Origin of the sequence: Halobacillus sp. Marseille-Q1614 (assembly GCF_902809865.1) — a bacterium.
Classification (GTDB): Bacteria; Bacillota; Bacilli; order Bacillales; family Halobacillaceae; genus Halobacillus_A.
In genome coordinates this window covers 1-24,077 of sequence record NZ_CADDWH010000001.1, presented here as the reverse complement: position 1 = coordinate 24,077, position 24,077 = coordinate 1, and the positions used below count along the sequence as shown (strand labels likewise).

Genomic DNA, 24,077 nt, shown 5'->3' with positions numbered 1-24,077 from the left:
TGCTATTATGTATTAATGCTATAATGCCGATAAGATTACTATGTTTTCAAAATTAATAGGAGGGACAACATGAGAAAACTATCTTTTTACTTATTCACATTAACCTTAATATTGGTACTTACTGCCTGCGGGTCAAAAGGTGAAAATCAAGAAGAAGAAAGTTCAGATAGTGCTTCTTCAGGGGAAAACTTATATGAACAAATTAAAGACAAAGGCGTACTGACCGTTGGAACAGAGGGAACCTACCCTCCGTATACCTTTCATGATGAGCAAGGCAAACTGACGGGCTATGACGTAGAAGTTGCCCGGGAAGTGGCCAACCGGCTGGATTTAGAGGTGGAATTCAAGGAAACAAAATGGGACGCGATGTTTGCCGGACTGAACTCTGAACGATTTGACATGATTGCCAACCAGGTCGGAATTAAACCGGACCGTGAAGAGAAATATGCTTTTTCAACGCCCTATACGTATACAGCGGCGGTATTAGTAACGAACAAGGACAATAGTGAAGTCAAGTCATTTGAAGATTTACAAGGAAAAACTTCCGCTCAATCTTTAACTAGTAATTATGCAGAAATTGCGAAAGATAATGGGGCAGAAATTCAAAGTGTGGAAGGTTTCAATCCAGCTATGGAATTGCTTGCCACAGGACGTGTCGATGCCACAGTAAATGATCGTTTATCTGTGCTTGATTACTTGAACCAAAAAGGAGAAAATGCACCAGTTGAAATCGTCGACGAAGCGGAGGATGCATCAGAGAGTGCCATGATGTTCCGACAAGGAAACGAAGAATTGGTGGAAGCAGTAAGCGGAGCCATCGATGACATGAAAGAAGACGGAACGTTAGCGGAAATTTCTGAAGAATGGTTTGGCGAAGATGTTTCCACAAAATAATGTTCTATTGACGACAGCTACAAATTTTGAACGTTACCTGGAGATTGCTCAGAGCTCTTTCTGGCCCCTTCTCAAAGGGGCTCTGGTATATACCATTCCTATGACTTTAATCGCATTTGGGATTGGTATTGTTCTGGCCATCATCACCGCCTTATTTCGGTTATCCGGCATTAAATTGTTAAGCGGTATAGCCAGAGTCTATATATCTATTATTCGTGGAACCCCGTTACTCGTGCAGCTGTTTATCATCTTTTTCGGGCTTGGCTCCATTGGCTTGAAGATCGATCCATTTCCTGCTGCGATCATCGGATTTTCACTAAATACAGGGGCCTACGCTTCAGAGATCATTCGGGCTGCCATTCAATCGATACCAAAGGGTCAATGGGAAGCGGCCTATTCCATCAATATGAGTTATGGACAGGCTTTAAAAAGGGTCATCCTTCCTCAAGCCACACGGGTGTCTATTCCCCCATTGTCCAATTCGTTTATCAGTTTAGTGAAGGATACTTCGTTAGCCTCTACCATACTAGTAACCGAGATGTTCAGGACTTCTCAAGAAATTGTAGCAACGACTTATGAACCTTTACTGCTTTATACAGAAGCGGCTTTCATCTATTGGATGTTATGCTTTATCTTATCTCTCTTTCAAGATCAAATTGAGAACCGCCTCAATCGATATGTTAAAACATGAGGAGCTTCCATATGCTATCCATTAAAGACTTACACATGAACTTCGGTACGCTTGATGTGCTTAAGGGTATCGATCTAACTATTGAAAAAGGAAAAGTGATTGTTGTCATCGGACCCTCAGGCTCTGGTAAGACTACCTTGCTGCGCTGCCTAAATGTCCTTGAAACTCCATCCAAAGGAGTTCTAAGCATCAACGATCAAGAAATCGACTTTTCGAAAAAAGTCCTAAAGAAAGACATCCGTGCCATCAGGCATCAAACCGGCATGGTCTTCCAGACGTATAACCTCTTTCCCCATCTCACGGCATTGGAGAATGTCATGGAAGGGCCGGTTACTGTCCAAAACAGAGACAAGTCAGAGGCACGGCCAAAGGCCATAGAGCTCTTAACCAAAGTAGGACTTGGTGAAAAAGTCGATTACTATCCGTACCAGCTTTCCGGCGGGCAGCAGCAGCGCGTTGGGATGGCTCGAGCTCTCGCCATGAATCCTGAGGTGATGCTGTTTGATGAGCCCACCTCATCTCTTGATCCAGAGCTGGTCGGAGAGGTCCTTCAAGTTATGAAACAATTAGCTAGAGAAGGAATGACCATGGTTGTGGTTACGCATGAAATGAGCTTTGCCAGAGATGTGGCCGATGAGGTCTTATTCATGGACGGCGGCCACATATTGGAACGCGGTCAACCTGAGGAATTATTCTCCCAGCCTAAAAATGAGCGAACGAAACAGTTTTTGAATCTGCTCAATGAATAGGATCAGAGATATATTTTAGTCTCAGCATGTGAAATTTAATGAACTATAAACAAAGGCCCAATTCGTTACGTTGAATTGGGCCTTCTTTTACATACTACGTGGAGAAATACGAGAAATCATTTCATAAATAGCTGACTGATACTTCCTATCCCCCTTATATAAGAGATACCCTTTCTCTTTCAATTCCTCGCGCGCTTGGTTAAAGTCCTTCTCCGATAAGCGAGTCTTCCATCGAAGGAGTCGATCGGATAACAGCAGCTCTTTCTTCTCTCCACTTCTAAATTTAAAGTGCATGAGTGTATGCCATAAGGTTACCGCCTTCCAAGATAACAAGGTAACGTCCACTTCATCAAAAAAGGCCTCTACTTCTTTCAAATAGTCCATCTTTATTTTCCTCCTCTTCACATTCCCTTAACCTACAAACCTCCCATACTCCTTCTCAAACTCCAGCTTCACCGTCCCCACCGGACCATTCCGCTGCTTGCTGATGATCAGCTCTATTTCGTTGTTCTCGCCGCCGTCTCGCTTGTAGTAATCCTCCCGGTAGAGAAAGCCGATGACATCGGCGTCCTGTTCGATGTTGCCGGACTCGCGCAGATCAGACATCATCGGGCGTTTGTCTTTGCGCTGCTCCACCCCACGGGAAAGCTGGGACAGGAGCACAATGGGGATATCAAGCTCTAGAGCCAAAAGCTTCAATTCCCGGGTAATCGCTCCGACTTCGAGGTCGCGGCGTTCAAAGCGTCCGTTTGCGGCTAATAGCTGCAGGTAATCAATGATAATGAGGGGTTTATCGCTGTGTTTTCGGATCGACTGACGGATGGTGGCGCGGATATCGGCGACGGTGCGCATGCGTTCATGGATGTGGAGGTTCCATTCCGCGATATCTCCAACAATGGTGAGGCAGTTCTCAAAGTCTTCGTTCGAAAAGTTGAGGCTGCGCCATTTCTGAGCGTCGATTTCGCCTTCACAGGAGAGCAGGCGCTTAAGCAGTGCTTCCCTGTGCATTTCTAAGCTGAAAAGGTGGGTTCTGCCTCCGTTCTTGCAGTGGTGGCCGGCGAGGTTAAGGGCGAAGGCGGTTTTGCCCATAGACGGACGGGCGGCTATGATGATGAGGTCGCTTCTCTGGGTTCCTCCTGTGAGCTGGTCGATGTCGTTATAGCCTGTGGCGAAGCCGGTCATGTGGTCTTTTGGAGGATCACAGAGCTGCCGGCTGATGTTCAAGAGAGTTTCATAGTTGGAAACTTCTTCACTGATCATTCCTTCTTCGCGATATTCTTCAAACTTGGCCATCAGCAGATTGAGGGTGTCTTCGTTGGGGTTTTGCACATAGCGGGTGGCTTCTTCCTTCGTTTTGCGGTTACGGTAGGCATCGAGGACGAGGCGCTGATGGTGCTTGAGGGTGGCGGTGGTGGGGATGGAAGCGGCGAGTTCACTTAAGTAGCTGACCCCTCCCGCCGCTTTAATTTTCTCATGGAGCTCGGTGGTGACCGTGACGAGATTGACAGGCTCTCCGGCTATCTCAATCTTTCGGACCGCCTGGTAGATCAAGCGGTGGCGCTGGTCACAGAAATGCTCGCTGCGTAAGGTCACATCCTTCGCCAGCTCTCCTTCAAGCAGCAGGCTTCCAATGACAGACTGTTCAGCTTCCTGGTTATAGATCATCGGCTCACCTTCCTTACCAGCTCATCAAACTTCTCTTGAAAAAGCCTCTTCGTCTCCTCAGGCACATTGGCCGCTTCCTCCTCCCACCGTCTCATCTTTTCTAAATAATCGTCTTTCTTTGGTGGGTAGGAGGCAATATCAGCTAATGTCGGGGGAAAATGATACTTGGAGGCATAGTGATACACCTTTTCCATGACGCGATCAATCTCCATATGTTCAAGCTCCGGTACAAATACGGCGAGCTTTCGTTTAGTAATCGTGAATTTCCCTTCAAACAGCTCCTCAATCGTCTCCAGCACCTTTACCGCTTCCTCATACTTCATGCGCGACGCTCCTTCCTGAATTCATCGACCATAGCCTTCAGCTTCAGCGCCCGATCGTCCTTCTCCCTCTTCTTCACCGGTGGCTTTGAACTTGAATCCAGCTTCTTAATATCAGCAAGCGTGCGTACATTCGCTTTCTCCCAGCGCCTCAGAATCCCTTCACAGTAATGAAAAAACAGCTTGTTGTGCTGGGCCGCAATTCTCATCGACTCCAACACCAGCTCATCAGAGAGCCGGTCACACCAATCGGTAATCTTCTCCGCCATAAACGGTGTCAGCATCCCCATGTTCTGTTCGTAAAAAGCATGCGGAGAAGCCGCGTCCACCACTACCCCTTCATTTTCTCTTCTTTCTTTTCTTTTATATAATACCTTCGTATGATCCTCCGGCTTATCCTTCATCCCTTCCGTCACCTCTTCCTTCTGGGTATCCTCCACGTCATTCACCTTCTGCTCTTTCACTTGAGAAATCATTTGATACACAGGCGCCTGATTCCGCTTGCCCGCTTGAAAAAGGATATAGCCCTTCTCCTGTAATTCTTTGCGCGCACGCAGAAACGAACTCTCACTTAAGGCCGATTTCACTAAAATGACGGATGTGGGAGCCGTGAATTCCCTCTTCCAGCCCGTCTTATTGTTGTACTGCATCAGCACATACCAGAGCAGCTGGGCAGAAGCCGATACGGAATTCAGCTCTACCTCATCATCAAATGCATTAATCTCCTTTAAATAATTCATTTAGAACGCCTCCTATAAATATTTAGAGCATTAGAAAATACTCCGTCATATCTATAATCGAAAGTTAGGTGCATTCAGGTGTCATAAAAATTAATTTTTTTATAAAAAAATTTTCTCCTGGTTTTTTCCTGGGTTCCATTTGATCTACACCCAAAAAAACAGCCACTATAGTGAACTTTTCCAAAAACCCCTTACAGTCGCACGTTCAGCGAAGCCAGATTCTTTTTCCAACAAAAAGATAGCCCTCTGTCCTTAGGCTATCTCTTTTATCCTTTATTCATTTCTCTATTAACCATAGGGTGTAAAGAGATAGTCTCTGATTGTTCACTGCGGAATCGTTACGTGGGGATTGTAAAAGATAGAATCCATTGCTAGGATCCCTGCTGTGACATCGATTTTTACTTCATAGAGCTCTCCACGTACCTCTCTGTGAACAACGCAATCCATCTTCTCAATTCCTGCGAAGCGCTAGGAAGTTTGAGTATCTGCCTGCTTCAGCTGCTGTACCATTGTCTCTGTCCAGATTCGATAATTCCCTTTCGTCACAGCATCCAGATAGCGCAATTTCATCAACTGTTCCTGCGCCGTAGGGACGGCTGGTCCCTGACTTCCGTGCATTCGAACGCCAAATTGAGCAGATGAGTCTTTCGGAAAATACGGATACGGCAAATACGAGCAAAAGGTTCCCGATTCTCTTCATAAACCTTCCTCCTTCTTAACCAGCTTAAATTCAGGAAAAAGACTATACGTCTTTGCCTTATCACGTAGTATATCAGCAAAAGATTACTAGAACTTTCGAAAAACGTAAAGTCTACGTTTATAGTTTTTCACTAAATGTAAATGAATAATAAAACACTCGGAAGCAGCAAAAAAGACAGCCCTTCTATAAAAGGCTGTCTTACTTCGTCATAACTCTATTAAACCAAATGCGCCGGCGTCCAGATTTTCTGTTGCTTTACTTTGCCATTGCTTTACACGCATATGTGGTTGGTAAACCAATAGGAGGGGGTGTAACGCAATTGTTTATCTGAAGAATCATCATCCATGCTCCCCTGCTAAGGAGGATTCGACACTTTCCATTCTATTGAAGTGATGATATTTCTTCTCTCTCAAACGGCTATCTCTTAACTTTTTTAAAAAAATTCAACAATATACTATTATATGTAAAAATACGACTGTCAGTCTGTGTATTAGTTTAAGGATGCATAAGAGAATTTGAATATGAGAGAAGATCATATTAATCAAGCAAGGAAAGAATTCGGCAGAAATCTAGCAGCCATTCGTAAAGAACTGGGCATCACTCAAGAGGAGCTTGCCTACCGAGCAGATATACACGCCACTTATGTCAGTGCTATTGAGAGAGGAGTAAGGAATACAAAAATAGACATGATCCATAATATCGCCTTCGCTCTAGGCGTGCCCCCCTCCCATTTATTTTCAACAATAAAGGTGCCTGACAATTACAACGAACGGTCGGAAGAAGAATAAGAAAATGAATCATAAGGCGTCTGACAAATGAATTGTATATAATAATGAAAGGAGTACCGTAAAAGCCTACCGTTCGTTCCTCATCTCTTAAATCGTGATTCACCCGTCTAGACGATGAGGAAAACTGTTTCACTTGATAAAACCCCATTTGCTTTCCCCAGTTGCGAAAAAACTTTCTCCAGAATTCCACTGCTGAACCTGAATCCTTCCTGCTTCGATCCCATGACTTTTCTTATACACCGCTTTACTGTACCACCGTTACCCCCCCACTTAATTTTACATTGAAAAAAAGTACATCCCTTTCCTTAACCATTCACACAAAACCCTGTTTTAGATTGAACGAAAATTCCGAGAAGCTACTGTTAGGAGTAACTAAAAGGAATAAAAAAGAGGCTACACGTATGGTTCAGCTATTTCTTTCCTTTGAAAAATTATAATTTAATGGAGGAGTTATTCTATGAGATATTCTATTTTATACACCCAATTAGATGAAGAAGGGATGCGGAGCATACATATCCTGGACAGAGCCTATAATTTTGGTTTTCTTTATTACACAAATGAAATACTGGACATTCCTGATAGGGATATGCAAAGGCTGCTGTTAAACGATTGGATGAATATCATAAAGGGGAAATACGATAGGGAATTAAACGTAGAAATGATTGAGTGCTTTCAAGAATACCATTTGAACTAATAACAACAAATTCTGGTGAGTCTGACTCACCAGAATTTGATCGCGAGATTCGTTCTTCAATCCACATCGTCTGTTATTTCATGAATTTTCAATTCTACTTGAAAGCCCTCATATGTATTCACAAATTTACCTAACTCTTCCCATGTATAAGGCTTCCCATCTGCTACGATAACCGGTAAATCATGCGGGTCACTCGAAGCAACATGTCCTATTAGCTGATTATGAATCATAGAATGATATGGCTTCCCATCTGGATGAATATTTCACTTGATTAAAACAACCTTCACGGTTATATTGAACCAGCATGACGGAGAGAGAACCACTTGCTCAATTTACAGTGTAAAACTAAGTAACTAGATTGCTACGTCCGCTACCATTGACTTTTGCTTTTGTTCGTGTAGTGAATGGAATTGCAGGTGTCCTAAAACAAAAGCCTAATGGGTTACCTGCAACAAATGATAACACGAACAAGTCGATTCTAAGCATTCGCTGACGGGGCCCCGTCCCCTTCCACCGAATACTAAAAATCGGGTGCTACAGTCCATGGCAAGCCGCTTCGCTGTAGCTATGCTCTCTAGCCGTGAAGGTGGTTCTATTTGTCCGTGGTGAGTGATCATTTTTTCCGAGATAGTGGTTCAATCTAAGCGAAATATTTAATCTTGAAACGTCCTACACTCAATATAGGATAAAGAAACCCCCTTATTGATTTTATCGATGAGTTTATTCATAAGAGCCGTCTGATCACAATCTAACTCTCCATGAACAGCAAATACATAACCATAATCATTCTTTTCCTCTGCAGTAATGAATAGCCCCATAGGATCAAGTCTAGTCTCTATCCAAAACGTTCGAAGCACTCCTTTATTATCTTTAACGGTCAAGGATTCCATTTTATTCTCCAGGTCAACGCCTAATGCGTCAGAGAGTTTGTCATTATAGCAGTCATTGCATAAGGCTTCCTGTTTATCATCAGTAACTAACGAAATCTTTGCCTTCCGTTTTTCACAGCGATTACATACTGTCTGTATTTGGCAAGTAAAAAATGTAGTAAATGGCAGTTAAAAATGTATGCCACTCCTCGTTTTAGATTAAAGATTCCTTGTATCGAAAGCTTTCCCCGGTAAATAACAGTAGATGGGAGTGATGAATCAATCGATCAATCACTGCTTCCGTTAAGATTGGATCTCCGAATACATGGTTCCATTGCCCAAACTGTAAGTTTGTTGTGATGATAATGCTTTTGGTTTCATAACACATGGATATCACTTGAAAAAGTAGTTCTGCTCCTTCTTTATTCAATGGAATGTACCCCCAATTCGTCCAGCACTAATAAATCAAGCTTTTAAATCTGCTTCATTACTTTCTGAAGTTCTCCTTTTTGGTTGGCTTCAATGAGATGATTCACCAAAGATGCCACCGTAAAGAACTTCACTTTACTGCCAAACCTATGTATGGCATTCAAGCTAATTAACGTTGCCAAATATGTTTTTCCTGTGCCAACCCCTCCATATAAAATGAGGTTTTCTTTTTCATGGATGAAGTCGCCATTCAACACAACTTCTCGGCTAATCCCTTGTGGGATTTGAATATGCTCCCACTGAAATGGTTGAGTCCCTGTCTTGGGTAGTTGAGCCTGACTAAGTAAAAGGTTGATTTTTCTTTCTTCCCGATTCTCTACTTCTCGTTTGAATAATTCCAGAAGGAATTCTTCATTCGTATCGGCTTTGACCTCCTGGTAATGCTCTCGAATCCAGCTTAATTTCAAACGTTTCGCCAACATTTCTATTTGTTGATTCACTTCATGCCACCTCCATTTTCCATAAGGGAATCATAGTGGGACAATCCCCTGGTGGCCGCCGGCACTTTAGGAACTTTCATCGTTGGCGTAATGGTTTGATAGTTGCTGTCTCCTTGGATGATCGAATAAAAACAATGCTTAATCTGATCTGCTTTAGGGTGACCATGCTTCATTGCCAATTCAAGTGCTTGATTCAATAATTCAAAGTCATTATTCTTCAACAGTTTCCCGAGTAATTGTAAGGATTCTTTCTGTTCGTGCTCTGTGCAACGGTTTAAGTATTTCGTCCATACTGGCGGAAACTGCTCATACAAGTTCGAATACTTGATTGCCATTGGGCGTCTGGACAATAAATCTAAATATGGCTGCCAAATCATCGACTTTCTCTTTATTCCATACAATCTGTTGTGCTTCACAATCACCTCGTTATGATCATTTAGAATGACAACAGAATTATAGGTGATTTGGACATTTACTTTCTGCTTGGCAAAACGCGGAGAAGTAGAGTACTGCTTTTGGTCTACCGAGACCATCCCATACTTATCTGCGGTTAATGTTTCATGCCTTACGCAATCAAAAGATTTAACGGGGATCATTAACCACTCATCTTTATGTTCTGCGTGAAGGTATGCTTGTAAAATATCCTTCTCATAATGCATACGATCTCTGTCTTCTTCAGCTAATGTCCATAAAGTCTCATTGAAGTGATCAAGGTCCAGGATGGTACATTCAGGCAAAAGGAAATTATTTCGCACATACTTAACCATGGCTTCCACATGTCCTTTTTCATTTCCTTTCCCTGGATTACAAAACTCATAGTTGAAGCCATAATGTAACACGAACCGTTCAAATGTGTAAGCAACGGTGCTAAAATCCCTAATAACAACGGTTTCAAATTCCCCAATAATAACGGATAATCATTTCTATATTACCTAGTGATTTGGAGTGTAGAAATGATGGTCAAGATTGGGGAGTTTTTTATGATTAGAGAGCTACATCAAAAAGGATGGACGGTCACAGTTATTTCTGAAGAAACAGGGTTTGATCCTAAAACCATCCGTAAGTACATAAATTCTGATGAATTACCAAAGAAAAAAAGCTCTCAAAAGAGGCCAAGTAAACTGGATCCTTATAAGGAGTACTTAGAAAAAAGGATTAAAGAAGGGACTACAAACTGTGAGGTTCTTTTAAATGAGATTATGGCTTTAGGTTATGAAGGAAAAATTACAATCATTCGGGATTTTGTACGTCCTTATAGGGCTCGTCCTAAAAAGCAAGCAACCATACGATACGAGACTACACCAGGAAAACAAGCTCAAATGGATTGGGGACATGTTGGAAAGTTTGAAGTCTATGAAGAATTAAAAGAGGTTTATGCATTTACCATGGTGTTAAGCTTTTCCAGAATGAAATACGTAGAATTTACGGACAGTATGGATTTAGAAACCTTAATGAAATGTCATATGAATGCATTCGCTTATTTTAATGGGGTTCCAGAGCAAATTCTCTATGACAATATGAAAACAGCCGTTATTAAGCATAGTCCAGTGGAAATACGATTTAACCGAAAGTTTGAAGAGTTCTTGGCTTACTATGGGATAGCTCCAAAGGCATGTAAACCCTATAGACCTCAAACTAAAGGAAAAGTAGAAAATGTCGTGGGCTATATAAAGAAAAATTTTCTGCAGCGTAAACATAGGCCGACGCTAAGAGCATTAAATGAAGATATGAGAGAGTGGCTCGATCAAACACCGAATCGAAAGATTCACCAAACAACCATGGAACCTCCACATACTCGCTTTCAACATGAACAGAAATATTTGAGTGCTTCTAACAGTAAACCGCTCTTTCCTATTAACCACTGGGAAATTAGAACGGTGAGCAAGGATTGTTTTGTTTCTTATAAAGGCAAACGTTATTCCGTACCTTATTCGGTACGTTGGTCAAGAATTAAAGATTAAAGAAATGCTGGACCATCACTTAGAGGTCTACGATTCTTATGAATGTATAGCTAAGCATCCTTTAATGATTGGAAAAGTGCGAGATCATATTAATCTGGAACATTATAAAGGACTGCAAACGACTACTGTTGGTTTGCCGACCCACAGCCGTTTACAGTCCCCTGACATAGAAGTGGCACAACGTCCTCTTCACATGTATGAGCAACTAGAAGGAGGTGATCAATAATGAGCACGAACCTTTTAGTTGAACGCTTAGAAAAGATCGGTTGGCACTATACCGCCGATCAAATTGATGGCCTACTCGAAGACGCATCTAAAAATAATGTACCATATTCGGACTTCTTAATCACTGTTTTGTCCCAAGAAATTGAGCAAAAGGAAAAACTAGCTTTAGAAAAGCGTCTCAAGAAAGCAAAGTTACCGTACATTAAAAGCATCCATGATTTTGACTTTAGCTTTCAACCTAGCATTGATGAACGCAGAGTTAAAGAAGTTTTGTCAGGAAGATACATTCATAATGGAGATAATATTCTTCTTTTAGGGCCACCAGGTGTAGGGAAAACTCACTTGGCTATCTCTATGGCATTTGAAGCTATAACCCAAGGGCACCAGGCCTTATTTATTACAGCGAATGATTTTATTGCGGAATGTCAGAAGGCAGAAAAGCAAGGTCTAATCCAACGGATTATCAAACGGTATAGTCGTCCGGAGTTACTTATAATGGATGAAATCGGCTATTTTAGCTTTGATGAACTGAGTGCGCATATCCTTTTTCAAATAATATCGAGAAGATACGAGCATGGAGCTATGATTATTACATCTAACAAGTCATATGTGGAATGAAGAAAGATATTTGGAGACGAAGTATTAGCTACGGCAATCCTGGATCGACTGATCCACCATTCTACAACCTTCAATATCAAAGGGGATTCTTACCGTTTAAGGGAAAAGAAAAAGGCTGGCATTCAGCCAGCTAATACTCGATGATATCCGGGAATTTGATTCCGTTGAAAATAGGGAATTACAAACCGTTGTTGACAGTTGGCAAGTGACTTTTTTTATGTTTCATATACTACATAAAAATTAGCTGCCAAAGCTTACATTTTTAGAATGCCATAAACATACTAGAAGAGCCAAAAGCAAGAAGTACATATGAGAATGCTTTATTATCTAAAGATATTGTAAAAGATAACGCATTTAATTCCGCCATAATAGTCACTAGTAATTATCATTCATTAAGAAGTAAGTTTACATTTGAAGAAGTATGAAGAAAGACAGAGGTTAGATCCGCCTCTGCCATCTTTTTGATCCACTTAGGACAAGGAATTGAGCCACTCGCGCCATAAGTGAGCCACTACCATACATGATGGTGGATCTGAGTTTTACTGGTGTAATCCGTAACGTTCTCTCATCGACATTTCTCCGTCAATGACAATATTATATGAATCGTGAACGATTCGATCGAGAATGGCGTCAGCCAGTGTGCTTTCTCCTATTTTTTCATGCCATCCTCGCGGATCAAATTGTGAACAGAAAATAGTGGATCCTTGTTGGTGACGTGCCTCCACAATTTCTAGAAGGTCTCTTGCTTCCGTATCATTTAGAGGTGTTAGAAGCCATTCGTCTAATATGAGTAAGTTAACTTTTTTATATTTTTTCATTACTTTTCTGTAGATCCCTTCGCCTCTAGCGATGGCTAATTCGTCTAATAAGTCGGGGAGACGGGTGTATTTCACTTTATAAAACTGCCGACATGCTGCGTTGCCAAAGGCACAACCCAAGTATGTTTTACCATTTCCAGAGGCGCCCATAAGAATGATGTTGTGGTGCTCTTCAATATAGCTACCTGTCGCCAAACGCAAGATTTGGTTTTTGTCCAATTTCCGGTCAGAGTAATACCTGATGTCTTCAATACATGCTTGAGTGTCTCTTAATTCAGCTGCCTTTATCAATCGATCGAGTTTACTATTTTGTCTTCGTGACCATTCCATGTCAACCAGTAATCCAAAACGATCCTCAAATGATAATTCTTGATATTCAGGGTTACTTAATTGTTCAGTAAATTTCTCTGCCATTGCTGTCATACGCATTTCATTTAATTTTATTAGAGTATTATCAGTTGTCATGATTTTTACCTCCATAATAGTTCGCACCGCGTGTAAAACCATAAGCGCTATCATTTTTTCGTTCACTAGATTTTTTTGTCACCATTTTAGGATCGAATTTATCCTGGCCCGTTTTTAAAATGGTCTGAACACTTTTGAGTTTAGGTCTTGGAGTATAGGACAAAATTCTTTCGCAGGCGTCTTCGACACGTTCAATGGAATACTTATCTGCTAACTTAATTAAACCGAAGGTTGATTTTAAGCCTTGCTTTTCAGTTGGGTAGCTTTCTAAAATCTTTTCAATGGTTAATAATGTGAACGGTCCTGCGGACTTCCCCCATTTTAAAATGTACTCTTTATCAAGCTCTAAATATTGCTGGTGTTTTCTAGGCATATGATCTGGAATCGTTTGAAAAGAATCCCCATATCTACTTAATCTCTTATGGGAGGCAATCCGTGCATTTTTATAAAATACTTCTACTATTGTTCTAGTCATTCTGACGTCTACTGTACATTTGATATAATCATAAGGAACAGAATAAAATTTAGAATCAGCTTTTATATGATAGTCGGGTTGGACAGTCGCCGTTGTCCAAGTCGCCATTTCATAGGATGAAGTAGGCAGAGGCATAAGAGCGAACTTTTCTTCCTCTAAAAATGCTTTCTGCCTATTTCCACTTTTTTTCTGAAAATCTTTAGTATTGAATTCTTCTAACTTCTCTTTTATTGCCTTATTAACTTCTATGAGAGTAAAGAATTTTTGATTACGAAGAGAAGCAATAATCCACGTTGATATGTGGCCTACAGTAACTTCTACACTTGGTTTATCTTTTGGGTGAGAGACTCGTGCTGGGATTATAGTTGTCTGATAATGTTCAGCCATCTCTTGATAAGTCGGGTTAATGATAGGTTCAGTACGAGATGATTTCGTTACACCAGTTTTTAAGTTATCAGGGACGATAATTCTCGGGATTCCCCCAAAAAATTCAAAAGCATGAATATGAGCTGTAATCCAGCTTTCACTGTTCATGGACAAAAATGCTTCTACATATGCATACTGACTACAAGGTAAAACACTAACGAAAATATACGCAGGTATCTTCTCACCAGTTAAGTGGTCGGTCAGATGCATTGTATCCCCTGCCCAGTCAACTTCCAGCTGTTCTCCAGGTTTCCTTTTAATACGCATGGTAGCTTTCGTTTTTCGTGCATAGTCATTATAAAACCTGCAAAACTGGCGATAGCTGTATGGGATTTCATTATTCGCCCTGCTCTGCACAGAGTATTCATCCCATAATAGAGATAAAGTGACACCTGACTTCGCCAATTCCTTATGAATATATTCACCATCTGGCTTGCGCCGATGATCGGAAGGAAGTTTCTTTTCCGGGAACAGAATGGACAGTAAATCTAAGTCAGTCACATCCTTGTCCAATGGCCAACATACACCTTTTTCCTCCGCTCGTTTTAGCACTTCCCTTACAGTGTTCCTGGAATGTCCACAACTTGAAGCTATCCCCCTTTGAGTGACTCCTTGTGCCTGAAGCCTTAATATCTCTCGATACTTAACCACAAAAAAACCCCCTACATAATAAAATGGCACCGTTAAGGTGCTTCTTTATTATATAGGAGGGTGGATCAGCTTTGTCTTAAGTGGATCAATATATTGGTAGAGTTGGATCAAAAAGATGGCAGACCTGGGTCATTTCCATGGCTGTAAACAAAGTATATGAAAGGTCTGTAGTATTAAGTTATTTGACAGCATTTTCAGATTACAATCCTGATAATGGTATGTCTGTAGAAGAAACACAAATAGTTTTTAAGGAATATATAAAAATGATAGGTTACTTATTTCTATTCATATTTAAGTGGTAAATTTAAAAAAGGCCCTCTGATTGAAGGCCTTTTTATTATCTAGTTCCTCTCTTTAACTAGCTCTTTAATTATAGAAATAACTCTTTCTTGATCTTCAGCTTCCATGTTGGAACCAGAAGGAAGACATAAACCATATTTAAATAGTTTATCAGAGACACTATAATTTTCTTGGTGAGGATAATAAGGCACTCCTTCAAATAGGGGTTGCAAATGTAGAGGCTTCCAGACAGGCCTGGCCTCTATATTTTCTTCACCTAATGCTTCAATGATGTCTAAGCTTGTAACGCCTGCTTCATTAGGATCTACTGTTAAAGCTGTAAGCCATCTATTTGATTTGGTTCCTTCCAACTCAGGCATAAAATAAAACCCTGGAAGATTACTAAGTTCCTCATAATACCTCTTATATACATTCCTCCGTTGCTGGACACGTAAATCAAGGATTTCTAATTGAGCTCTTCCGATACCTGCCACAATATTACTCATTCTATAATTATAACCCAGTTCACTGTGTTGATAATGGAGAGCATTATCTCTCGCTTGTGTGGCTAAAAACCTAGATTTATCCAAGGCTTCTTTATTGTTAGAGATTAATGCTCCTCCTCCAGAGGTAGTTATAATTTTATTACCATTAAAAGAGAAAATTCCAAAATCCCCAAAAGTGCCACTCTTTTGCCCTTTATATTCACTTCCCAATGATTCTGCTGCATCTTCAATTACAGAAACTTCGTAATCTGTACATATATCTATAAGCTCTTCCATTTTTGCTGGCTGACCATAAAGATTTACTATTATAGCTGCTTTAGGAAGTTCATTCGTTTCATTTAATCTTTTTAAGGCTCTTCTTAAAGCCTCAGGACACATATTCCAAGTATCCGGCTCGGAATCAATAAATATAGGCTTAGCACCTTGATAAAGAATCGGATTAGCACTAGCTACAAATGTTAAAGATGAACAAATTATTGAATCATTTTCTTCTACACCTAATAATCTTAATGCTAAATGAATAGCGCTAGTACCTGATGTAACTACAGAAGCTCCAGCGACCGAATTATAATCAGCTATAATCTTCTCAAACTCGTTAACGTTATTACCTAAGGGAGCAATCCAATTTAAATCAAAAGCTTCCTGTATGTATTTTTGTTCGTTACCACTCATATGAGGTGCAGAGAGATATAGTTTATTTTCCATTGACTTTTCACCTCAACAGTTTATTTTATAGCTTGTTATATTGATAACTTTAATAATGTTTTTGAAGGATATATGGTCTCTTTCCTGATTTTAATGGAGGTATATCTTCTAAATATTCCACTTTAATATTTGAGTCATATCCAAATAATTCCTTGTACCTTCTAATAATTTCTTTTTCCTCAGAAAAACCTTTCATAGCTACTAAATTAATTTTATAATCTTTCTCACCCACTTGTATAATTTGGAACTGCAAAATATTTTCAATGTCCCTCATCTTACCATTTAATCCCATAGAAGCAACAGGCGTACCATCAGTATTATAAAGAACTTCTAACTTTCTTCCTGTTAACCTCTCAAGATAGGGAGTTTCTAATCCGCAGTTACAATTACCTTTCCCTAAAACTGCTAGGTCACCAGTATCATACCTTATTAAAGGCATAGCGTAAGAATAAAGATCCGTTACTACTACCCGCCCAGTTTCCCCAGGTTTAACAGGGTTATCATGTTCATCTAGTATTTCAATAATATAATTAATATTATTAAGATGATGTTTTTGATTTTTCTTACATTCAATTCCTAATACGCCTAATTCTTCTGTGGAATATCTACTTATTGGAGTGACCCCAAATGCTTTTTTTACATTTAACCTTACATCTTCTGTAAGAATTTCAGATATAGTGATTACTCCATCAAGTTTATAGAATTTATTCTTAGAAACAAAGAATTTAGCAATTGCTCCAATTGCAGATGGATAGCCAATAAGAACCTTAATTTTTTTTGAAACTATTTTTTCCATCTCGTTAGAAAGCCAATCTTCTGAAATAACAAATGGGGCAATTGAGAGTTGATTTTGAATGAATTGATCTTTTTTACTTTTTATTTTAGATGCAACATAACCATGTTTTACCCCAATATCAAAATTAGCCCATCTACTAAAAAAGGTTACTTCCGCATGCTGCATTTCTTTTTTTTCCTTTGTAAGGTAGAAAGTAAAAGGAGTTCCATATGACCCGCTAGTAGTCATAGGTATTAATTCATCCTGTTTAAAATCATTAGATAGAAATTCATTGTAATTTTCTTTTATAACTTTCTTTTCTATTACTGGACATTCTTCAATTGATTTATACTTTGCGTAACTTTTATAATAGTCAGTTGTATCGATTGCATGTTTGAGGAGAGTGGTAAATTTTTTTTCCTGCTCTTTTTCTCCCGCCACTCCATACAATTCTTCCATATTAGCAATCTTTTCAAACACTCTTCCGTTCTTAACCCTTTGAGTAATTTTAAAAAGTGCTTTTCTCATTCCCTATACCACCTTCCAATAGAAGTTAAGAACAGAAAAATCAATCCATACGATAATAAACTAAATTTCTCTTCCTGGAACTCCTACTATTTTCTTACCTTCTGGAACACTATTAATAACAACACTTCCTGCACCTATTTTAGTTTTACTCCCAATATTTTTACTCGGAATGATAGAAGCATTAGTCCCTATTTCGACCTCATCACCCAATTCCACATAGCCTGACAAAGCTGTTAAAGGAAATACAGAGTTAAAGTTCCCCATTACTACATCATGACCAATAGAACAATTATAGTGAATAAGGTTAAAGTTTTTAATATTAATATTTGTAGATAACGCTACTCCATAACTAATAATATTACCTTGTCCAAAACAATTGAATGGAGAGACATCTACATTTGGATGTATAAGGTTTGGAAACTTTATATTATCTTTATATTTTAACTTTTCAAAGAGAATCCTTTTAATCCTTGGATTGCCAAATGCTAGCACTACATTAACTGGCTTCTCCATGTTTAAAAGGCTATCAATGTTCCCAACGACCTCATAACCATTTACGTTTCCTTTATTTGTATCATCAAGAAACCCTTTCATTTTCCATCTTTCACCATTTTTTCTATTAATGGTGTATATTAAATCAAGTACTCCTCTGCCTAAGCCGCCAGAACCATAAATATAAATTTCATTTTGATTATTCATTAGACTTTGAACCCCTAAACCTTTCCATAGTCACAGTGTTACTCCTATTAACTCCATCAGACTTCATTACTTTAATTGCCGTCTTCCTCAAAATTTTTAAATCAAGAGAAAAAGATTGATTATCAACATACCAAACGTCATACTTGAATTTTTCTTCCCAAGTTAATGCATTTCTTCCATTTACTTGAGCCCAACCTGTAATTCCAGGTTTAACTTCATGCCTGCGTGCCTGCTCAGTGCTATACAACTCTAAATATTCCATTAGTAATGGTCGAGGCCCCACTAGACTGAGATCACCTTTAAGTACATTAAATAACTGTGGTAACTCATCCAAACTTAGTTTTCTTAAAAAGTTACCAGTCTTCGTTGTTCTTTTGTCATTAGGTAGTAAATTTCCATTAGAATCCTTTTCATTAGTCATAGTTCGAAATTTCTTAATATAAAAAGGTTCTCCATTTAAACCAGGTCTTTTTTGTGAAAATGTAATAGGAGTACCCATAGTTAACAAGACCAATAGGGAAACTACCAACATTGGAATAATAAAAACAAGAATAGCTAATAAAGAAACAACGATATCTAATAAACGTTTCATACTTATCCCCTTTAAATTTACAAATTACCTTCTTTTCTACTATGGGCAGTTTCAAAAATATCCAGTTGGGTTCTTACTACTTTTTTTTCATTGTACAACTTAGCTGCCTTCTCTCTTGCATTAGTTTTAAAGTCAGACAACTTTTCAGGGTTATTGGCTAACTCCTTTATAGAGGAGGCTAGCGAATCAGGATCATTAAGATTAACTAAAAAACCGTTTTCCCCATTATCCACTTCTTCCCGAGATCCACGAATATTTGTTGCAACTATTGCACATTCCATAGCCATGGCTTCTATTATTGACCGAGGCATCCCTTCTCTATAAGAAGGTAAGCAGTAAATATCAGAAATAGAAAGTAATTCTGGAATATCCCTTCTAAATCCGGTGAAAATAATATTTGAATAGTCTCTATAGTTTTCTATTTCTTTAAAGGTTTGTTGATCTCTTTCAGAAAGGTCAGTATTCCCTATTATAATTAATTTTATATTCTGTTGTTCTATCTTACTAAATGCATTTAATAGATCTATAATGCCTTTTTCTTTAACTAATCTACCAATAAAGGATACTAAGATTTCATCTTCGTTTAAGTTAAGCTCTTTTCTCAAATTCTCTATTTGTTTTACATCTATACTCGTTGGATTAAATTTTTCTTCAACATCTACTCCATTACTGATTACAGTAATATTCTCTCGGGGTAAAAATTTGTTTTGAATTGCTAATACGCCATCTTCTTCACTCTGAGTAAAAATAAAATCCGTACAAAACCTAGCACACAGTTTTTCCACTGTATAAAAAAGTTTATATTTTATAGGCGTCATGTTTTCATGAAAATAGAAACCATGTGCAGTGTATATTATGATTGGTACTCTCGCTAACTTAGCTGCTATACGTCCTAATACTGCAGCTACTGGGGTATGAACATGGACAATATCGGGGGTTTCTTTTTTAAATAAATTATACATCCCGATTACAGATTTGAAATTTTCAATTGGATTGATATTTCGGTCAATATTAATCGTCCTTATATCAAATCCTTCTTTCCTTAAATTTTCTACTCTATCGCCATCAGAACATACACAAATTAATTCATGTCCATTTAGTAATATTGAACTGTTTAACTCTCTAAGCAGTCCATTCATAGTAGAATCGACTGCACTAACTTGAACAATCTTCATAATTTATAACCTCATTAGTGATATGCTGGCGGCACATTCTTTTTTATCTAGTTTGGATTTTACGTCATATACAATTCCTTTACCGTGCTTCAACAATTGATCAAACATACTCCAGCCTTTTTCTAAGTATGCTTGATGAGGAACTGCAAAAATTACTGCATCGGAAGGCTGTAATTCTTCATAATTTATTAAATTTATTCTATATTCTTTATAAGCTTCCCCACTATCAGCATAAGCATCTGTAACTTGTATATTGACTCCGAATTCTTCTAACTCTCTAACTATATCAATAACTTTCGTATTACGTAAATCTGGTACATTGTCTTTAAATGTAAATCCTAATATAGTAACCGTAGAACCTTGTATAGGCATATTTTTCTGAATCATTTTCTTTACTAACGAGGTTGCTATGAAATTACCCACGTTATCATTAGTTTTTCTCCCTGCCAAAATAACTTCCGGATGATGCCCTACCTTCTGGGCTTTGTAGGTTAAATAATATGGGTCAACTCCTATGCAGTGACCACCTACCAAACCAGGAGAAAAATTCAGGAAATTCCATTTCGTTCCAGCAGCTTCTAAAACCTCCGCAGTATCAATATTAAGCTTCTCAAAAATTACTGCTAGCTCATTCATTAACGAAATATTTAAGTCTCTTTGTGTATTTTCAATTACTTTTGCAGCTTCTGCTACTTTAATAGAACTAGCTTTATGTACTCCTGCTTCTACTACCGAGGCATATACTTCTGCTATTGTGTTCAGTACTTCTTCATTTTGACCCGACACAACTTTAGTAATAGTAGTAAAAGTATGCTCCTTATCTCCTGGATTAATTCTTTCCGGTGAATATCCCACAAAAAAGTCTTTACCACATTTTAGTTGAGAAGTAGCCTCAAGCACGGGCACACATTCTTCTTCAGTTGCTCCGGGATAGACCGTAGATTCATATACTACTATCGTACCTTTTGAAAGGTTCTTACCAATAGTCTCAGAAGCTTTAACCAGTGGTGTTAAATCGGGCTGTTTATTCTCTGTAATTGGAGTAGGAACCGATACTATAATAAAATTAGCCTCTCCTAATTTTGAACTACTAGATGTGAATTCTATTGAAGAACTCTCTAAATCTTCCCTTTCAACTTCCTCTGTTCGATCCAATCCTTCTTTTAACTCTTTAATCCGTTGGTCATTAATATCAAACCCTATGATATTTTGTTTTTTTCCAAAAGCCACAGCTAAAGGTAAACCTACATATCCTAATCCAACTACTGCAATATTCTTCTGCATTATAATTTCACCCCATAATAATCTAAATACCAATCTATAAAATCGTTTACCCCACTTTGAATGGAAGTTTGGGGTTTAAAGTTTATAGTTCTAAATAGATCTTCTACGTCCGCATATGTTTCTGGCACGTCTCCCGCTTGTAGCGGCAAGAAGTTTTTTTGAGCTGTTTTGCCTATTTTTTTTTCAATAGCCTCTATAAAATCCATGAGTCTTACAGGGCTATTATTTCCTATATTGTAAACTCTATATGGTGCATAACTGCTACTAGGATCCGGATTTTCTCCAGACCAGTTTGGGTTTGATTCTGCAGGTTTTTCTATTAACCTATTGATACTTTCTACTATATCTTCTACATAGGTGAAGTCACGCATCATATTGCCGTGATTAAAAACATCAATTGGCTGATCATTTACTATAGCTTTAGTAAATAGGAAAAGAGCCATATCAGGGCGCCCCCAAGGTCCATAAACTGTAAAAAACCTTAGACCAGTGGTCGGTATTCCGTATAAATGACTGTAAGTATGGGCCATTAACTCATTAGATTTTTTAGTGGCTGCATATAAACTTAAAGGATGGTCGATATTATCGTTGGTTGAGAAAGGCTTTGATTCATTTGCTCCATAAACTGAACTAGAAGATGCATAAATTAAATGTTTTACTTTATTGTGACGACATGCTTCTAGTATATTAGTGAATCCAACAATGTTGGAATTAATATAAGCATGTGGATTTTCCAAACTATATCTAACGCCAGCTTGTGCCGCAAGATTAATTACTATCTTTGGTTGATATTTTTCAAAAGCTTGGTTGATATTTTTATTATTTTCAAGATCCGTTTTTATAAAAAAGAAATTGTCGTTAGATAGTTGTTTTAATCTATCTTCTTTTAGAGTAGGATCATAATAATCATTGAGATTATCTATCCCAATCACTTCATGTCCCTCATGAAGTAGTCGTTTTGATAAACGAGACCCGATAAATCCTGCTGCACCGGTTATTAGTATTTTAGACATTTTTTTACAGCTCCTTATAAAGTTGCATCATTGTTTATTCACTAATAAATTTTTTATAAATAGAGTTTTTCCACTTTTTTCTTTTTTTAATTCTTCAACAAAATTAAATTTAACTCTAATGTCATTTCCAAACCTGTATTTTAAGGCTTCAACAATATCATCTTTATGCTTTTCAACAAATTTTGTATCATCAACAACTATATTAATAATTATTTCATTTAATTTTTCTTGTACAAATTGACAAGCTACTATAGAATTTGGGGCATTCTTAATAGCATTCGACAGATGTACAGATGTCACTTTCCCGTTTTTTGATAAGAGGTAATCTGATTGTCTCCCTAGAATTTTTTCTACATAAAGTGACCTATTACCGCAATCGCAAACTTCTTGGTTTTTATTGAATTCTACTATATCTCCAATTTTATATTGTACTATAGGAGTAGTGTAATTTAAGAAGCTCGTAACGACTAATTCATATAAATTTTCTTCAATATTGTAATCCTTCAAATTGAAATATCCTGTTTCAGTATTAAAGTGTAATCTACCATTTTCACACTCTGTTATAAAAGGTGCTCCCTCACTTGAGGCGTATTGATTCCTTACAGGACAATTAAAGGCTTCTTCAATTTCTTTTTTTTGGTGCTCTAACAATGTTTCAGCTGTTGGGAATATACATATAGGTTTAAAAGATAGTTTAATATTATTCGCATTAATATATTTAGCAATTCTATATATGGAAGTTGGAAAACCATCTAAGGCTTTTGGTTTAAATTTATTTAAAGATTTTATATAGTAAGGGATATTATTTTCACTTACATGGAAACCTGAATAAAGGACTTGGTTTATTGCATAATTATATCTCCAAAAAACATTTTTATTTTGTTTATAAGGCACTATTTCTTTCCCAGTAAAACTTGCTCTTTTACTAAAAGGTTTAACACCATGCTTTAGTTTAAAGTAATCCAAATATGCCATCCTCTTAGCATTGTCTATTTTACTTGCATAAACTATTAAGCTTTTACCAGTAGTTCCACCTGTTTTCCCTTTAAACATATCTTTTTGATTAGGATTTACAAAACTTTTAAGGTCTTTCCTCAAATCTTCTTTTGTAATTATAGGTAAATTTAATAGAGTTTCTTCATTAAGGTCTTCATCGGAAATATTTTGGAGAGTCTTTTTATAATAGGGAATATTATATTTCAAATGTTTTAATAATTTATTTAACTGATTTGATTGTTCTTTTATAGGATCTTGAAGATTTTTATACATATTTAATTTTTCAAAATAAAGTTTATTGTACCTTCTCTTTTTTAATTCATACCCCTTTAAGGTAGTAAATAGATGTTGAATTATAATAGGAGACTTATCATATATTTTCTTATAAAGAGTTGTCATATAGTGACCTCCAAATCTATTAGTAAACGAAAAATGCATGTATTAAAGGTGTTGTTAGGATGCCTATTATTAGAATAAAGGATAGTAAAACTGCTTTGTTAATTGTAATTTTAATATTTTTTATCAATACAGCAATTAATAAAGGTATAAGAAGCCAGCTATATCCTGCTATTCTATCGGCAAAAGCTACAAAACCAAAAAGGAAGAATACTCCTGAAGATAAAATATACATATTAAGAAGGCTTTTAAAGGTATTATTTAACATTAAAGTAGATTTAGCAAATAGAAAGAGAAATAAAAATCCTGTGTTAAATAATAAAAAATTTATATTATAACTACTTCCATAATTCTGCATTACTTCTTGTGAACTATATGTTTCTAAAAAATTTAAATTTAAGGGCAAAATATTAACCACATTATCACTTAAATGTGTTAAATATAATAACGC

The 24,077-nt window shown here is 37.7% G+C and carries 26 protein-coding genes and 3 pseudogenes; 8 read left to right on the top strand and 21 right to left on the bottom strand.

The features are described from left to right. Positions 1-69 precede the first annotated feature (69 nt). From HUS26_RS00140 to HUS26_RS00130, 3 genes are read left to right on the top strand one after another with little or no spacing between them, the layout of a single operon-like run. Positions 70-894, top strand: a complete 825-nt coding sequence (locus tag HUS26_RS00140; RefSeq protein ID WP_173915220.1) for an amino acid ABC transporter substrate-binding protein — start codon at positions 70-72, stop codon at positions 892-894. Further along, complete coding sequence (locus HUS26_RS00135) at positions 878-1,585, top strand: amino acid ABC transporter permease (RefSeq protein ID WP_173915219.1); 708 nt, start codon at positions 878-880, stop codon at positions 1,583-1,585. Before HUS26_RS00140 ends, HUS26_RS00135 begins: the two co-directional genes overlap by 17 nt. Before the next feature lie 11 nt (positions 1,586-1,596). Beyond that, complete coding sequence (locus HUS26_RS00130; protein WP_173915218.1) at positions 1,597-2,334, top strand: amino acid ABC transporter ATP-binding protein; 738 nt, start codon at positions 1,597-1,599, stop codon at positions 2,332-2,334. Between the two features lie 87 nt (positions 2,335-2,421). Here HUS26_RS00130 and HUS26_RS00125 read toward each other — a convergent pair whose 3' ends face one another. From HUS26_RS00125 to HUS26_RS00105, 6 genes are all read right to left on the bottom strand, one after another. After that, entirely contained in the window at positions 2,422-2,718 is a 297-nt protein-coding gene (locus HUS26_RS00125) for a hypothetical protein (protein ID WP_173915217.1), read from the bottom strand. A 27-nt stretch (positions 2,719-2,745) separates the two neighbouring features. After that, positions 2,746-3,999, bottom strand: coding sequence for a replicative DNA helicase (gene dnaB / locus HUS26_RS00120; RefSeq protein WP_173915216.1), 1,254 nt, complete (start codon positions 3,997-3,999; stop codon positions 2,746-2,748). Further along, entirely contained in the window at positions 3,996-4,322 is a 327-nt protein-coding gene (locus HUS26_RS00115; RefSeq protein ID WP_173915215.1) for a hypothetical protein, read from the bottom strand. Before HUS26_RS00115 ends, dnaB begins: the two co-directional genes overlap by 4 nt. Next, the gene (locus HUS26_RS00110) at positions 4,319-5,059 is read right to left on the bottom strand and encodes a DnaD domain protein (RefSeq protein WP_173915214.1); all 741 of its coding nucleotides are present in this window, start codon (positions 5,057-5,059) and stop codon (positions 4,319-4,321) included. The genes HUS26_RS00115 and HUS26_RS00110 overlap by 4 nt, the downstream gene beginning before the upstream one ends. A 324-nt stretch (positions 5,060-5,383) precedes the next feature. After that, positions 5,384-5,506, bottom strand: a complete 123-nt coding sequence (locus HUS26_RS20120) for a hypothetical protein (protein ID WP_256371048.1) — start codon at positions 5,504-5,506, stop codon at positions 5,384-5,386. A gap of 4 nt (positions 5,507-5,510) precedes the next feature. Beyond that, on the bottom strand, positions 5,511-5,759 hold the full coding sequence (locus tag HUS26_RS00105; protein ID WP_173915213.1) for a hypothetical protein: 249 nt from the start codon (positions 5,757-5,759) through the stop codon (positions 5,511-5,513). Between the two features lie 521 nt (positions 5,760-6,280). Between HUS26_RS00105 and HUS26_RS00100 the strand changes: the two genes are divergently transcribed. Beyond that, entirely contained in the window at positions 6,281-6,547 is a 267-nt protein-coding gene (locus tag HUS26_RS00100) for a helix-turn-helix domain-containing protein (protein ID WP_173915212.1), read from the top strand. Between the two features lie 457 nt (positions 6,548-7,004). After that, a complete protein-coding gene (locus HUS26_RS00095; RefSeq protein WP_173915211.1) occupies positions 7,005-7,241 on the top strand; it encodes a hypothetical protein in 237 nt (78 codons plus the stop codon). A gap of 56 nt (positions 7,242-7,297) precedes the next feature. On the opposite strand, the gene HUS26_RS00090 is transcribed toward HUS26_RS00095, so the two are convergent. The 4 genes and pseudogenes from HUS26_RS00090 to HUS26_RS00075 form a co-directional block, all read right to left on the bottom strand. Beyond that, entirely contained in the window at positions 7,298-7,471 is a 174-nt protein-coding gene (locus tag HUS26_RS00090; RefSeq protein WP_173915210.1) for a hypothetical protein, read from the bottom strand. A gap of 423 nt (positions 7,472-7,894) precedes the next feature. Beyond that, positions 7,895-8,131: a hypothetical protein gene (locus HUS26_RS00085; protein ID WP_173915209.1), complete on the bottom strand. Its 237-nt coding sequence runs from the start codon at positions 8,129-8,131 to the stop codon at positions 7,895-7,897. A 193-nt stretch (positions 8,132-8,324) separates the two neighbouring features. Continuing rightward, positions 8,325-9,039 (bottom strand): annotated as a pseudogene (gene istB, locus HUS26_RS00080) (IS21-like element helper ATPase IstB). After that, positions 9,036-9,806 carry a hypothetical protein gene (locus HUS26_RS00075; protein WP_173915208.1) on the bottom strand — a complete coding sequence of 257 codons (771 nt, stop codon included), beginning with the start codon at positions 9,804-9,806 and terminating at the stop codon, positions 9,036-9,038. The pseudogene istB (HUS26_RS00080) and the gene HUS26_RS00075 overlap by 4 nt, the downstream one beginning before the upstream one ends. A gap of 189 nt (positions 9,807-9,995) precedes the next feature. Between HUS26_RS00075 and istA (HUS26_RS00070) the strand changes: the two are divergent. From istA (HUS26_RS00070) to HUS26_RS20185, 3 genes and pseudogenes are all read left to right on the top strand, one after another. Then, positions 9,996-11,226, top strand: a pseudogene (gene istA / locus HUS26_RS00070) (IS21 family transposase). After that, positions 11,226-11,987 (top strand): annotated as a pseudogene (gene istB, locus HUS26_RS00065) (IS21-like element helper ATPase IstB). Before istA (HUS26_RS00070) ends, istB (HUS26_RS00065) begins: the two co-directional pseudogenes overlap by 1 nt. A 128-nt stretch (positions 11,988-12,115) precedes the next feature. After that, on the top strand, positions 12,116-12,268 hold the full coding sequence (locus HUS26_RS20185) for a YdcF family protein (protein WP_173918694.1): 153 nt from the start codon (positions 12,116-12,118) through the stop codon (positions 12,266-12,268). 114 nt (positions 12,269-12,382) lie between these two features. On the opposite strand, the gene istB (HUS26_RS00055) is transcribed toward HUS26_RS20185, so the two are convergent. The 11 genes from istB (HUS26_RS00055) to HUS26_RS19930 all read right to left on the bottom strand — a co-directional run. Beyond that, on the bottom strand, positions 12,383-13,126 hold the full coding sequence (gene istB, locus HUS26_RS00055; protein ID WP_173915207.1) for an IS21-like element helper ATPase IstB: 744 nt from the start codon (positions 13,124-13,126) through the stop codon (positions 12,383-12,385). Further along, a complete protein-coding gene (gene istA, locus HUS26_RS00050) occupies positions 13,116-14,678 on the bottom strand; it encodes an IS21 family transposase (RefSeq protein ID WP_173915206.1) in 1,563 nt (520 codons plus the stop codon). Before istA (HUS26_RS00050) ends, istB (HUS26_RS00055) begins: the two co-directional genes overlap by 11 nt. Positions 14,679-15,019: 341 nt before the next feature. Continuing rightward, a complete protein-coding gene (locus HUS26_RS00045) occupies positions 15,020-16,168 on the bottom strand; it encodes a DegT/DnrJ/EryC1/StrS aminotransferase family protein (RefSeq protein ID WP_173915205.1) in 1,149 nt (382 codons plus the stop codon). Positions 16,169-16,217: 49 nt separating this feature from the next. Continuing rightward, positions 16,218-17,471 (bottom strand): phenylacetate--CoA ligase family protein, encoded by a 1,254-nt coding sequence (locus HUS26_RS00040; protein WP_173915204.1) that lies wholly within the window; start codon positions 17,469-17,471, stop codon positions 16,218-16,220. A gap of 60 nt (positions 17,472-17,531) precedes the next feature. Then, a complete protein-coding gene (locus tag HUS26_RS00035; RefSeq protein ID WP_173915203.1) occupies positions 17,532-18,170 on the bottom strand; it encodes a NeuD/PglB/VioB family sugar acetyltransferase in 639 nt (212 codons plus the stop codon). Further along, positions 18,163-18,762 carry a sugar transferase gene (locus HUS26_RS00030; RefSeq protein WP_173915202.1) on the bottom strand — a complete coding sequence of 200 codons (600 nt, stop codon included), beginning with the start codon at positions 18,760-18,762 and terminating at the stop codon, positions 18,163-18,165. Before HUS26_RS00030 ends, HUS26_RS00035 begins: the two co-directional genes overlap by 8 nt. 17 nt (positions 18,763-18,779) lie before the next feature. Then, positions 18,780-19,937 (bottom strand): glycosyltransferase family 4 protein, encoded by a 1,158-nt coding sequence (locus tag HUS26_RS00025; RefSeq protein ID WP_173915201.1) that lies wholly within the window; start codon positions 19,935-19,937, stop codon positions 18,780-18,782. A 3-nt stretch (positions 19,938-19,940) separates the two neighbouring features. Further along, positions 19,941-21,221 (bottom strand): nucleotide sugar dehydrogenase, encoded by a 1,281-nt coding sequence (locus HUS26_RS00020; protein ID WP_173915200.1) that lies wholly within the window; start codon positions 21,219-21,221, stop codon positions 19,941-19,943. Continuing rightward, positions 21,221-22,234, bottom strand: coding sequence for an NAD-dependent epimerase (locus HUS26_RS00015; protein WP_173915199.1), 1,014 nt, complete (start codon positions 22,232-22,234; stop codon positions 21,221-21,223). The genes HUS26_RS00020 and HUS26_RS00015 overlap by 1 nt, the downstream gene beginning before the upstream one ends. A gap of 27 nt (positions 22,235-22,261) precedes the next feature. After that, on the bottom strand, positions 22,262-23,629 hold the full coding sequence (locus tag HUS26_RS00010; RefSeq protein ID WP_173915198.1) for a phenylacetate--CoA ligase family protein: 1,368 nt from the start codon (positions 23,627-23,629) through the stop codon (positions 22,262-22,264). A 19-nt stretch (positions 23,630-23,648) separates the two neighbouring features. Next, on the bottom strand, positions 23,649-24,077 hold a 429-nt coding region (locus HUS26_RS19930), incomplete at its 5' end, for an EpsG family protein (protein ID WP_217424720.1).